Source organism: Peribacillus huizhouensis, assembly GCF_014138605.1.
In the GTDB taxonomy this organism is placed as follows: Bacteria; Bacillota; Bacilli; order Bacillales; family DSM-1321; genus Peribacillus; species Peribacillus huizhouensis.
The window spans coordinates 56,597-69,712 of sequence record NZ_JACJHX010000014.1; the positions used below are offsets into that span (position 1 = coordinate 56,597).

Consider the following 13,116-nt stretch of genomic DNA (forward strand, 5'->3'; position numbering starts at 1 on the left):
ACAAACTTTATACCCTCATTTGAAACATCAAGTATTAAGTACCATTGATCCTTTTGTTAAATATGGCTTAAAAGAAGCAAAAGCAATTTCATATGAGCATGCATTACAAGAAGTTGCTGCAATGACCTATTTAATATGGAAAGGCATGGATCCTCATAACGCCTATTTAACCGTTGAATCTTGGGAAAATAACGAAACATTTTAAAGCTATTTAAAATATCGCCACAGTTATTCATATTTTGCTAGTCATTAAATTGAATACGTGTTGCTCCTCAAATGTATGAATAAATAAATTACATGATCTTATACTAAGATTGAATTTGATTTTAAGGAGGAATAACGAATGACTGAACAAAATAAATCTGCTATTGACCAAGGACGAAACAGTGTAAAAAGTGGCGTTGAAACAGTAAGCGATGTAGCAAAAAATGCAATTGATACGGTTGAAGATGTTGGAAAAGCAGTCGTTGACCGTATTTCTGATACAGTTAAAGATGTTACATCAAGATGAATTCTTTTTACTAAATCCGTCGGAATATTTGGTTGACAAATGAAAAACAAGTATAAATAGCACCGTCAAGAGACGGTCTTATTTCGGACCACTGGATACGGTTTAGTACTTTTTTCCCTTTTCTCGAAGCTCATTAAATTACACTTTAGATTTCTGTAGTATTTGTAAGTACCGAGAAGTAATAATTGTTTATATAAACAAAGTACAGATCAGCAATTGATGTTACATCAAAAAACTAGTAGACGGAGTCCAGTTAGGGCTTCGTCTACTAACGCGAATCTGTTTAATAACCTTTTCTTTCTTCAGATGGCTCTAGATCTATATCTGTATCTCTGTTGTTATTTATGCCAAAGTTATTGTCCCTATCAAACCTTACATCAGTTGGATCAAAGTCTCTACTAGGAGTTAAAGGAGTTCGATTATCAAGAACATCATTATTGTCTTTTTCATAACGAACTGGTCGATAATTTACTCCATCATCTTGATCATTCACCTCATTATTACCAAGATTACATGCTGATAGAAGACTCACCGATAGCACACCTGACAAAATAGAGATTTGCTATTTATATTTCATTGAATTAACCTCCGGATTATTAGGTGAAATAATCAATCTTAATATGTACCTTGAACAATTTCTTAGTCTTAAATTGAACATACAATTATTGTTACTTTAAAAAAACTGAATAAAATCACCACATCTAGGAGGGTATAAATAGTCCTGAATTTTCCGAAATAATTTGTTACCCTATTAAATAATATGTTTAGTTAGATTTACAAAAGGGTGTCCTAAAAAAGTCATACCACGCAACTAAATGCAGTATAAGAAAAGTGGTTGAAACACTATACTGATTTAAAGTGCGAGGTCAGACCCTTTTGAGACACCCTCCTTATATGGCTGTATCTACTTCAGTTTTACCAGCGGCTAAGGATAATTCGTGAAGAGTAATTTCAGGTCGGCTTCCAACACGGATGTTAACACCAGTTTGACCAAGCCCTTCATTAATATAGAAAGGCTTACCATCATGCGTATGGAATCCTTTTATCATATTCATTCTTACAAGCTTGCCCATTTTTACGAGGTGATACGCTTTTGGATAACAGATTTGCCCGCCGTGGAAATGTCCAGCGAGCAGATAGTCAAAATGGTAATTTTTCATGTGTAGAACAATATTTGGATCATGGGTTAATACTAAATTTGTTCCAGTTTCAATGCCTTTGTAAGAAGCTTCAAGTATGCTCCGTTTTGTACTAAAATCATCAATTCCAATAATATTAACCGGTTTTCCTTGGACAAAAATTATGTCGCTTTCGTTTTGTAAAACTTTGCAGTTATTTTCAGTAAGTGTATCGATTAATACTTGTAGGTTTTGAGTACGTAAAAGATAATCATGGTTTCCCAAAACGGCATAGATGCCATATTTTGCATTTAATTTATTCAATATGTTTAAATAAGGGACTAACTTAGGAATGGTACGTTTACGGTCGAGGAAATCTCCAGTAAGTGCAATCAAGTCTATTGGCTCATCTTTTAGTTTTTCATAGAGTTCAAATGGGGAAATCGATATATTTTCGAGATGTAAATCGGAAAGTTGCAGAATATTTAATGTAGGATGTTGTCCATTGGCTGATTCTTTATGAATTTTAACTTTATTCATCACGATATCCTTCGTGTTTTTATAGGCTTTTTTTATTAAATAAAGAAGAAATATGGCTAATACGACAAAGAATAATATTTTCAAATTCAATCACCCCTTCTTCAATCGATTATACATGAAAAATACTGTCATCTTTGCAAGTAATAGATGGCATAAATCCCATGGAAGGGATTACTATATAAATGAGTTGGATAGGTTAAAAGTATTTGGCATATACTACTATGGGTGATGAATATGCCATGTCAATCTAGTGATGAATTAAAGGCATTAGTGGAAGAAGCAAGAAACTGTACAAAAAACGGGAAAGTAGCAGACTATATTCCTGCACTTGGTAAAGCTAGGGAAGATGATTTGTCTATTGCTATTCATTATCCTGACGGGCGCTGTCTATCAGCAGGAGATATCGAAAAAAAGATTACACTGCAAAGTATCTCAAAAGTGATTAGCTTGGCCCTTGTTTTGATGGATAAAGGACAGGATGATGTTTTTAAGCATGTGGGAATGGAGCCAACTGGAGATCCTTTTAATTCGATCGTGAAATTAGAAACAATGGCTCCGACCAAACCATTAAATCCTCTGATCAATGCGGGTGCCCTTGTTGTGACCCATATGATTAAAGGAGATACAGTAAAAGAGCGATTTCAAAGACTTTTAGTTTTTGTTCAGGAGCTGACGAAGGATGCAACCATTCGGTATTGTGAGGAAGTAGCACGTTCTGAATTTGAAACGTCTTATTTAAACCGGGCTCTATGTTATTTTTTAAAGCAGCATAAAATGATAGCCGAGAATACAGATATAGAACAACTAATGGAATTATATACAATGCAATGTGCCATAGAAATGAATTGTTTGAACTTGGCTCGAATCGGTTTGGTGTTTGCAATGGATGGAATCGATCCTCAAAGTGGTAAACAAATCATCCCTGCAGATATCGCTCGTATTTGTAAAACATTTATGGTGACATGTGGAATGTATAATGCTTCTGGAGAATTTGCCATTAAAATTGGCATTCCCGCAAAAAGCGGCGTATCCGGTGGGATTATGGGTGCGGTGCCGGGGAAATTCGGCATTGGAATTTTCGGCCCTGCTCTAGACGAAAAAGGTAACAGTATTGCAGGTATAAAGTTATTGGAACTGTTATCTAAGAATTATAAGTTGAGCATGTTTTAAAACAGGATAGCAACAAATAGCTTTGATGCAGATTAAAGAATATGACCAATAGAAGAAGTAAACATTTGATTTTTAAAAATAAACATGAAGCTTTTTGGAGAAATGGGATAAAGTCTTATTTCTCTTTTTTTGTGGAAAAGGTAGGCATTTACTACTCTATTACAGTGCATGAAATTGTTGAAACTAACAAGCTATCTTATTATATAAAGGATTTTACCCATATTTCACTAGGTATTGTATTCTATTAGATTTTTCAATAACTCACGAAGTAGAATCGAGTAGAGGGGCGGTTAATGCCGTTTTGGAAAATACAAGATAAATAATAAAAATATTAACAATTTTTATAAAATTTATGTTAGTATAAAATTTGGGAATATTACATATTAAAGGGGGAAATAAGGTGAAAAAGAAAAGTTTTCTTCTCGTAACAGTTTTAATGTTAGCGCTTTCTATAATTCTAGCTGCATGTGGTGGAAGTACGAAAGAGGTAGACGGTAATAATTCTGAAGGTAACAATGGAGGAGAGGGCGGTGCTAAAAAACCTGAATACATTAGCATTCTAACAGGTGGTACTGGTGGTACATATTTCCCGCTAGGTGGAGCTTTCGCTGGAATTATAACAGAGGAAACAGGTATTAAATCAAACGCGGAAACGTCTGGTGCATCTGCTGAAAACATGACAACTTTAAAAGCTGGGGATGCCGAAATTGCATTTTCTCAGACAGATATTGCTTCCTATGCAAAAGAAGGAAAATTAATGTTTGAAGGGGATAAGATTGATAACGTAAGTGCAATTGGCACACTTTATCCCGAAACCATTCAAATCGTTACAACAGCTAAATCAGGAATTAAATCTGTGGAAGATTTAAAAGGGAAAAAAGTATCTGTAGGGGCCCCTGGATCAGGTACGAACCCAAATGCAGCACAAATTCTTGAAGTCCACGGAATGACTTTCGATGATATTAAGAAACAAGATTTATCATTTGACGAGTCTACAACTGGTATTCAAGATGGAACAATTGATGCAGCATTCGTAACAGCTGGGACGCCAACAGGTGCAGTTGAAGGTCTTTCAGCTACTGAAGATGTCGTTATTGTTCCGATTGCACAAGATAAAATCGATGCTTTAATTGAAAAATATCCTTACTATATCAAAGAAGAAATTCCAGCTGGAACATATAAATTGGCTGATGCTGTCTCAACTGTTGCGGTACAGGCCATGCTTGTTGTTTCAAATGACCTTTCTGATGAAGTTGTTTACGATATTACCAAGGCTTTATTTGAAAACATGGATAAAGTTACACATGCAAAAGGGAAATTAATTAAAGCTGAAAATGCTTTAAAAGGTGTGGGAATTGATGTTCACCCTGGTGCACAGAAATATTTTGATGAAAAAGGGATTAAAGCTCAGTAATCGTTTTAATAAACAGCCATGAGCAACTGATCCCAACTAAAACGATGAAAAAGATTAAAAATTGGATTACCTGATAAAGGTGGCGGTGCAAAGCTGAATTGGCGAAGCCCCGCTCTTTTCCACAACAAAGGTTGACCGGTGGTTTAGCCAAATATAGGTTATGATCGCCGGTCACATTATCTTTTTGAGGAGAACAGGAACAAAAATAAAATCCGATTTCTGTTGTACGTTTAATTTTTTTATTATTCAGGCGGGGTCTTTATGAAAAAAAGAAGTTCAAATAGAAAAAAAGTTTTTCCGCTGCTCTTTATCCTAACAGTCATCGCAATTATATTATTCATTCCAATAAGGCAAGGACTCGTTTTTGAATTTCAAGATACGGGAAGAATACTGGCTTATATCCCTTTTTCTAAGGAAGATAAATTTAAGATTAAATATACACATTCCATTCATTTATCTGATGTAGTGGAGAGTTATCAAGTAACTAAACAAGGCTATATTCAACAGTATGAGCTTATGTATGAAGATTTTGCGATTGGAATGCCAGAAAACGCGTCAAAGGGAGAGGTTTTTGAACAAATAGATGGTAAATATTTTATTAAAAATATGAACCGTGTTTTTCCTTCTTTTGATCTTAGGACTGGTCAAGTAAAGGCTAATCATACAGTTATCTATAAAAATAATGAGTATCCGCTTGCCAAATCAATCCAACCGGGGACTTGGGTTCGTATAAAAATAGAGAAACTGAATCTATTACAGCAATTGAAAGGAGTGAACATCCTTGAGCAGCAGTCATGAATCATTATCTCAAGAACAACAACAAGCATTACTTGAAAAATATGACCCTGAGGCAGGAACGAGGAAGTTAAAAGGAGTTTTAGGCTGGGTTGTTTTTTTAGGATTGCTATCCTTTTCGTTATTCCAGCTCTACACGGGTGTATTCGGAATGCTTACCGCTCAGCTGCAGCGTTCGATTCATTTAGGGTTTGCGTTGGCACTCATTTTCTTATTATTCCCGGCTAGAAAAAAAGACCGGGGAGTAAAACATAGGCCGGCATGGTTTGATTATATTTTGGCTCTCACTGCAGTTGTGGTGGGCGCTTATTGGCCGCTAATGATTGATGATCTTGTTATGAGGGTTGGTCGTTTGACAGATCTTGATTTTTATATCGGATTAGCAGCCATTATCCTCGTATTGGAAGCCACTCGCCGTGCGGTAGGTTTGCCGATTACGATCATTGCTACTTTGTTTTTAGCCTATGCCATATATGGTCCTTACATGCCGGGATTTTTGGCCCACCGCGGGCTAGATTTGCAACGTCTTGTCCAAACGATGTTTTATACAACTGAAGGGATCCTCGGTACCCCTTTAGGTGTATCTTCTACGTTTATTTTTCTATTCCTCTTGTTTGGGGCCTTTCTTGTGAAAACTGGAGTCGGACAATATTTTAATGATCTGGCTCTTTCAATTGCTGGAAAAAGAATTGGGGGACCTGCAAAAGTTGCGATTTTTTCAAGTGCTCTTCAGGGAACAATTAGTGGCAGCTCTGTAGCCAACGTCGTTACATCAGGTTCATTCACCATTCCGATGATGAAAAAGCTTGGATATAAGAAAGAATTTGCTGGAGGGGTTGAGGCTGCTGCTTCAACAGGCGGTCAGCTAATGCCTCCGGTAATGGGGGCAGCAGCGTTCTTAATGGTAGAGTTTATTGGCGGAATTACTTATTGGGAAATTGCTAAGGCAGCGGCTATTCCAGCATTGCTTTATTTTACTGGTATTTGGATTATGACACACTTTGAAGCGAAGAGACTTGGTCTCAGGGGTTTAACGGATGAAGAAATGCCAAACAGAAAAGAAGTGTTGAGTAAAATTTACTTGCTATTACCCATCTTAGCAGTAATCGTTCTTCTTATGAGCGGAATGAGCGTCATTCGAGCTGCATTATGGTCAATTGTTATTACTGTGGGTGTCAGTGCGATTCGAAAAGAAACGAGGATTAGCGTTAAAGATGCAATTGAAGCTCTTGTCGATGGGGCTCGGACGGCACTTGGGGTAGCCGCGGCTACTGCTGCAGCGGGAATTATCGTTGGCGTTGTGACAAAGACAGGGCTGGGGCTTAAACTTGCAAACGGACTGCTCGATCTAGCAGGCGGGGCAATTATTCCTACGTTAATGCTTACGATGCTCGCTGCTCTTGTCCTAGGAATGGGTTCACCTACAACTGCAAATTATGTTATTACTTCAACAATTGCAGCACCAGCCATTATTTTATTAGGTGTGCCTGATTTGCCTGCTCACTTATTCGTATTTTACTTCGGGATTATTGCAGACATTACCCCACCAGTTGCGCTCGCTGCATTTGCTGCTGCAGGCGTATCGGGAGGAGATCCGATAAAAACTGGGGTCAGCTCGTCTAAGCTGGCTATTGCGGCATTTATCATCCCTTATATGTTCGTTCTGTCACCTGAACTCTTAATGATTGATACAACTTGGTATTACCTGATTTGGGTAGTATTCACAGCATTAGCCGGTATGACGGCAATTGGCGCAGGAGTGATCGGACATTGGTTCAGAAAATTATTATGGTATGAAAGAATTCTAGCATTATTCGGAGGAATCCTCTTAATCTATCCAGAAGGGGTATCTGATATTATTGGATTAGTTATGTTTGTCGTCGTCGTAACTTTACAATTTGTTTTTAAAGAAAATAACAAATCAAAGCCTCTAACAGCTTAAGACATTAAGAAGGATCTTAAATAATATCATTAAACTACTTTATCTTTTCTTTTTGTAACAGGCAGCATGTGAACATCGTGGAAATAGATAAACCACTTATAGTTATTGAAAATACGCTTGGATTTATGTAATCCAAGCGTATTCTATAAAAAGAAGATTTGATATCTTTGGTAAGGGGACTGGACTATTATTTCTTATCCAATAACACAGATATTTCTTGTTCAAGCCTTACAAATCCATCAGACATACTTTGAATCTCTTCTTGTTGATTGGATACAAGCTTGAGTGTGTCATCAAGACTTTCTTTATTAATTTCTGTTGTATTCAAGTTTATTTCTACTCCTGCACCAACCTCTTGCATCATGCTTCGTACATCTAAAATAAAATCTTGCAGATCTTTTGTTTGGTTGGAAATATTTTGCATATATGAATCCACATTTGAAAAAATATCTTTTACTTCAACCATTCCAACAGTGTTTTTCTCGATGGATTTTTGCGATTGAGAAATGGTGTTTGCAGCTGTATTCATTTTTGAATGGATTCCGGATAATAATTCGGAAATAGAGTCGGATGATACTTTAGAGGATTCTGCTAATTTTCTAACCTCTTCAGCTACAACAGCAAATCCTTTTCCATGTTCGCCTGCTCTTGCTGCTTCTATCGATGCGTTTAAAGCTAGCAGGTTTGTCTGTTTTGATATGTCAGAAATTGTCTGAATGATTTTTTCAATTGATTCAGTTTCTTCATTCAATTCCTGCATGAGATGAATTGTACTTTGAATATCACGATTGAAAGTAACTAAGTCATTTTCCAATATTTCAATACGTTTCCCACTTTCATGCGTTGCCATTTTCGTTGACTCTACATAATTGTGCATTTCTGTAATGGAGTTGGTCATATCGTCTACTTGATTATTTGTGGACTCCATACCATTGTTTAATTCTTTAGACTTTTCCGTTTGAGCATCAAAGGTTTGAAGCATTTCATCTAATAAGGCAACGATTTCTAAGCCACGTGTATTTGCAACATCCGTTGCTTGATTCAATCCGACTTGATACTCTTTTACAGATGCTAGCGAATGAGTGATGCCATTTAACATTTGTTGTAATTTCTCTTGAGATTCAATCGCTTCTAATTTTTGAACGACAACCTCTTTTTGTAATTTATTATTGAAATATGCTTGCAATATAGAAGCTAATGATACAAAACAAAAGGTGAGTAAAAAATACATTAAATCAACAGGATTCGTTGAATGAAAAATGACATCACCTTGTGTAAAAAAGTAATACGATACGATTGCTAAAGTAATTAAAATGGTCAATCCGTTAATAATTTTGTCCTGATAAATGCCCATTACGGCAACATAAAAGTAAATTGTCATAATATTAATCATATGTGGATCAATACTAACGATTGTGAACATGAAAGCCCCAATTACAATTAAATTAAAATATTTCATAAATAGAGCCAGTTTATCTTTCCATCTCGGTCGATTGGAGATATAGGCAAATGGGGCTAATATCCCATAAATGATGCCAAGAACTGTCGCAACAAAAGTAAATGGAATACCAAGGATGAGGTTCAATAACTGGACTGTTGTTATAATGCCTGCAAAAACTAGAACGACCCAGTTATTTCTTCTTACTAACAAATTAATATTCTCCAACTAAATCCCCTTCTTTCTGTTCAATTAAAGTTGTAAGCCAAGCATATTTTTCAAGATGCTTGTTTTCATAAACTTCCTTTAGATGAAAAAGCGTGGGCACTGCATAAGCACCTTTGTAAAAAACATCATCTTTTACCTTTATAGATGAGATATGGTATGAATCATTAAATGAACGAAAAACCTTAGGATCAGCAATTCCAATTGCATGTGTGTAGCCATTTTTTTCTGCATAATCAATCATTAAACAAATCGCACTTCTGCCAAGCTTTCCACGATATTCAGGTAAAACGGCAAAACTATCAACTTCCATGACCTTCATATCATTAGTTACAACATCTTCAAATAAGTTCTTCATAAAAGGGTTTGTCCAAATTCCGTAAGGTGTGATTTCATATGTCCCGCCATAATGTCCGTCTTCACTTACAAATAAAAATAAATCAGAACCATTTTTCGCATATTCCATCTCGAATCCCTTCTCATCCCATGACACTTTCTTAATGCGATGAAATGTTGCAAGCTCCTCTTCTGTGCTAACTTTTTTGTACATCATGTTGCTTTTTTCTTTTACTGCATTCAAGATCTGTACTCCTCCAGTGTTCTAATCTACGATTTATGTAGATGTATTAATAAAAAAAACAAATTCTATGCTATTTGGCCTATATGTTATTATTCGACATTTTATGAAAAATTTTAAGCTTATCTTGTAAAGCTTTTCATTAAACAACAAAAAAAGCGCCACATTTCACAATTTTTTAGTATGTGTTCAAGAGGAAGGGTAGAAGAGGTGAGTTGCGAGATACCGTATTAACCTTGTGTCTATGCATTAATAACTGAAGAGACAAGGCGATAATAAAAAAATTGTAACTGTGAAGGAATTTTATCTGTCTGCAAAATTTACCATAATTTTGAACCATCTATTATAGATAACGACCATTAAATATGCATCATATGGAAGATCTTCTCACGATTAATTGTATTTTTTACCCTCCAAATCTTATGAATTAATATGCTGTTTATTTTTTGAAAATTCGTGAAAATATGTGCTGAATTGAGATTTCATCAGTTTAATAAATATTGTCTTGATTTTTCAAATAATTATATTTTTACGTATTATTTACAATATTAATAAACTAAATTAAAGAATAGCTGATAAAATTTAATTCATAAATAAATGTTGGTTCACACATTAGACACCGGTGTCTACTGTATGAAAAGTAAAAGAGTTAGGCAAATAACTTTAGAAGTTAACTTCTTTATCCTCCTGAATGACACCGGTGTCCATCAGGGAATGCATTTCTGATTAGTAAAGAGTTAAATGAATGGATCAACAGATTATGAGAAGACTCTATGGAGGAATAATATTAGTAGCTGGATATAAATTCATTTATGGTGAAACGGGTTTTTTTACTCAAGTATTAATGAACTTTTTTCCTACTATGAATGCTAAATGGTTTACAGGGTATCTAGCAGTTGTATTTGTGATGACATTTGCTTCGACTTCAAATCATGTACTCTGGATTCTTCATTAGAAGAAGCTGCTAAAGATTTAGGTGCAAAAACGTTTTATACGTTTATCAAAGTAGTATTACCTATTATTTTACCGTCAGCATTAGCGATTCTTGCTTAGAACTTTAATAGTCAACTTACTGATTATGACATGTCCGTATTCTTGTACCATCCATTGTTCCAATCGCTTGGTATTGTTATTCAAAATAGTACAGAACCAACTGCCTCAGTTGATGCAAAAGCAATGACTTTTGTTTACTCCGTATTGTTAATGTTTATAACAGCTCTGGTTATTTACTCTGTATATGGTAGAAATGGTTCTAGAAAGTAAGAAGTGTTCGTGCACTTTAGAGGATCTAGATAAAGTGAAACTTCAATCAGTGGGGGTTTTCTTCATCCACCACTGATTGTTAGTTGAACCAATCGGGCTTTTACGGGCAAGTTGTCCCCCACCTATGCTTCTTTGATTCCTCTAAGCCTTGAGGTGGGGGGCTTACTGCCCGTTAATGCGGGATAAAGGAGTATTCTATGAAAATTATTGAAAAGATTTCAATCGCAAAAACAGGACAAGAAAAAGACAATGAAGATGCTATGGTCATTGCAGATTCCTTTATTGCTGTCATTGATGGAATGACGCCAAAAGATTATTCTCTGTATCAAGGTGAGTCACCTGCACGTATTGCGATTAAACGAATTGCAACCGAAATACAATCTTTTCCTGCAAATATTACTTGTCTAGAGGCATCAAGAAGATTGACCGAATGTATACGTGATTATTACGTAGAAAATAACATGATGAAGGAAGTAACGGATCATCCTCATAAGCGAATGTCAGCTAGTGCCATTATATTTAGTAAAACTAGACAAGAAATCTGGTTAATGGGGGATTGTCATTGTTTAATAGATGGCTTTCATGTCACAAACGAAAAAAAGATTGATCATCTTTTATCAGAAATGAGAAGTCAGCTCATTTCGAACTATTTGCAAACAGATTCCGTTGAAGAATTATTAGAAAATGATCGAGCGAGAGAGGATATTCAACCTTTTTTAATGAGTCAATATCTTTACCAAAACAATAGGTATGACTCGGTGTTATCCTATTCAGTCATTGATGGTTTCTCAATGAATGCCGATCAAATAAAAATAGCTACATGTAATAATGCCCATACCATTGTTCTTGCAAGTGATGGCTACCCATTTTTGAAAGAAAGCTTTACAGATACAGAAACTGAACTTCAAACTCTTTTAAAAAATGATCCTCTTATGTTTAATCTTCTTAAATCGACGAAGGGCATAAAAAAGGGGAACACATCGTTTGATGACCGAACGTATATCAAAATAAAAATGGTTAGGAGTAAATGATGGAACAAATACTAAATTTCATAACTAGATATCATGATTTTCAAGATTTTTATGAAAAGTTTAAAGAAAAAGGGAATTATTTATTCCCAGTTGCGCATAGAGGGTGTTGGAAATTTGCCCCTGAAAATTCCCTATCAGCCATTCAAAATTGTATGAACAAAGGTGTCTTCATTATTGAACTAGACGTTCACAAAACGAAAGATGGCAAAGTAATCTTGATGCATGATGATTCTGTCGACCGGATGACAAACGGGTCAGGGAAAATTGCTGATTTAACGTTAGAACAAATTAAAGCATTGTTTCTTAAGAAGAACAATGGTGGTGATGAAGCTGTATTAACAAATGAGAAAGTACCGACACTGTTAGAGGCAATGAATTTAGTTAAAGACAAAGCCTTAGTTAATATTGATAAATGCTGGGATATTAGAGAAGAAGTATACGAAATCTTAGAGCAAACAGATACGTTTGATCATGCACTGATTAAAAGTGACTCTACAATCGAGAATATCGAAAAATTTTTGAATTCAAAAGATAAAAAACTACATTATATGCATAAAGTAAATGAAGTAAATGTCCATGAACTAGAAGATATCATTACAAAATTTCAGCCGATTGCGATTGAGATTTCTTTTCAATATGATACAAGCACCGTTGTATCAGAAGAAGTACTAATAAAAATAAAAGAAAACGCAAATGTATGGGTAAACTCGTTGGATTTATCATTAAATGGTGGTCATTCAGATACGCTGTCACTTGTGGATCCTGATGCAGGTTGGGGATGGTTGGTCGATAAAGGAATGAATATCATTCAAACCGATTACTCTTTTAAGTTATTAGACTATCTCGATGAAAAGTTAGCGAATCATTATAATAGTGAACGGTTTTATCAAAAAGAAAACCGTAAATAAATTGGAAGAGGGAAATTCGATTTGCATACTCACCACGAACGATGTGGACATGCAGAAGATACAAATTTATTTCAAGGGAATGAAAAGTACACGGTAATGTTATAATCACTGTAAATCTCAAATATGGTTTATGATCATAAATCATGCAAGTTGTATATTTTTAAAAACCAAGTTAAGAGAAAAA

13 protein-coding genes and 1 pseudogene are annotated in these 13,116 nt (G+C 35.3%); 10 read left to right on the top strand and 4 right to left on the bottom strand.

Annotated elements, in window-relative coordinates; genetic code table 11:
• Positions 1 to 19: 19 nt before the first annotated feature.
• The gene (locus tag HNP81_RS23665) at positions 20 to 205 is read left to right on the top strand and encodes a hypothetical protein (RefSeq protein WP_220478630.1); all 186 of its coding nucleotides are present in this window, start codon (positions 20 to 22) and stop codon (positions 203 to 205) included.
• A 138-nt stretch (positions 206 to 343) separates the two neighbouring features.
• Positions 344 to 511, top strand: a complete 168-nt coding sequence (locus HNP81_RS18115; RefSeq protein ID WP_182503543.1) for a hypothetical protein — start codon at positions 344 to 346, stop codon at positions 509 to 511.
• 283 nt (positions 512 to 794) lie between these two features.
• Here the strand turns inward: HNP81_RS18115 and HNP81_RS18120 are convergent, their stop codons facing one another.
• Both HNP81_RS18120 and HNP81_RS18125 read right to left on the bottom strand, forming a co-directional pair.
• Positions 795 to 1,043: a hypothetical protein gene (locus HNP81_RS18120; RefSeq protein ID WP_182503544.1), complete on the bottom strand. Its 249-nt coding sequence runs from the start codon at positions 1,041 to 1,043 to the stop codon at positions 795 to 797.
• A 358-nt stretch (positions 1,044 to 1,401) separates the two neighbouring features.
• Positions 1,402 to 2,253 (bottom strand): metallophosphoesterase, encoded by an 852-nt coding sequence (locus tag HNP81_RS18125; protein WP_182503545.1) that lies wholly within the window; start codon positions 2,251 to 2,253, stop codon positions 1,402 to 1,404.
• A gap of 150 nt (positions 2,254 to 2,403) precedes the next feature.
• Between HNP81_RS18125 and glsA the strand changes: the two genes are divergently transcribed.
• The 4 genes from glsA (at position 2,404) to HNP81_RS18145 (ending at position 7,490) form a co-directional block, all read left to right on the top strand.
• Positions 2,404 to 3,339, top strand: a complete 936-nt coding sequence (glsA, locus tag HNP81_RS18130) for a glutaminase A (protein WP_182503546.1) — start codon at positions 2,404 to 2,406, stop codon at positions 3,337 to 3,339.
• Between the two features lie 400 nt (positions 3,340 to 3,739).
• The gene (locus HNP81_RS18135) at positions 3,740 to 4,753 is read left to right on the top strand and encodes a TAXI family TRAP transporter solute-binding subunit (RefSeq protein WP_182503547.1); all 1,014 of its coding nucleotides are present in this window, start codon (positions 3,740 to 3,742) and stop codon (positions 4,751 to 4,753) included.
• A 261-nt stretch (positions 4,754 to 5,014) separates the two neighbouring features.
• Positions 5,015 to 5,551, top strand: a complete 537-nt coding sequence (locus tag HNP81_RS18140; RefSeq protein ID WP_182503548.1) for a DUF1850 domain-containing protein — start codon at positions 5,015 to 5,017, stop codon at positions 5,549 to 5,551.
• Complete coding sequence (locus HNP81_RS18145) at positions 5,535 to 7,490, top strand: TRAP transporter permease (RefSeq protein WP_028390124.1); 1,956 nt, start codon at positions 5,535 to 5,537, stop codon at positions 7,488 to 7,490. Before HNP81_RS18140 ends, HNP81_RS18145 begins: the two co-directional genes overlap by 17 nt.
• Before the next feature lie 187 nt (positions 7,491 to 7,677).
• On the opposite strand, the gene HNP81_RS18150 is transcribed toward HNP81_RS18145, so the two are convergent.
• Together HNP81_RS18150 and HNP81_RS18155 are read right to left on the bottom strand one after the other, a co-directional pair.
• Complete coding sequence (locus HNP81_RS18150; RefSeq protein WP_220478631.1) at positions 7,678 to 9,156, bottom strand: methyl-accepting chemotaxis protein; 1,479 nt, start codon at positions 9,154 to 9,156, stop codon at positions 7,678 to 7,680.
• On the bottom strand, positions 9,143 to 9,733 hold the full coding sequence (locus HNP81_RS18155; RefSeq protein WP_246399441.1) for a GNAT family N-acetyltransferase: 591 nt from the start codon (positions 9,731 to 9,733) through the stop codon (positions 9,143 to 9,145). Before HNP81_RS18155 ends, HNP81_RS18150 begins: the two co-directional genes overlap by 14 nt.
• Positions 9,734 to 10,475: 742 nt before the next feature.
• Here HNP81_RS18155 and HNP81_RS18160 point away from each other — a divergent pair.
• The 4 genes and pseudogenes from HNP81_RS18160 to HNP81_RS18175 all read left to right on the top strand — a co-directional run bounded on the left by HNP81_RS18160 (position 10,476) and on the right by HNP81_RS18175 (position 12,932).
• The gene (locus HNP81_RS18160; protein ID WP_182503582.1) at positions 10,476 to 10,685 is read left to right on the top strand and encodes a hypothetical protein; all 210 of its coding nucleotides are present in this window, start codon (positions 10,476 to 10,478) and stop codon (positions 10,683 to 10,685) included.
• Positions 10,667 to 10,993, top strand: a pseudogene (locus HNP81_RS18165) (ABC transporter permease subunit); the annotation flags it as partial. The gene HNP81_RS18160 and the pseudogene HNP81_RS18165, both read left to right, overlap by 19 nt.
• Positions 10,994 to 11,190: 197 nt before the next feature.
• On the top strand, positions 11,191 to 12,024 hold the full coding sequence (locus tag HNP81_RS18170) for a hypothetical protein (RefSeq protein WP_182503549.1): 834 nt from the start codon (positions 11,191 to 11,193) through the stop codon (positions 12,022 to 12,024).
• Positions 12,021 to 12,932, top strand: a complete 912-nt coding sequence (locus HNP81_RS18175; RefSeq protein ID WP_182503550.1) for a glycerophosphodiester phosphodiesterase family protein — start codon at positions 12,021 to 12,023, stop codon at positions 12,930 to 12,932. Before HNP81_RS18170 ends, HNP81_RS18175 begins: the two co-directional genes overlap by 4 nt.
• Positions 12,933 to 13,116 lie beyond the last annotated feature (184 nt).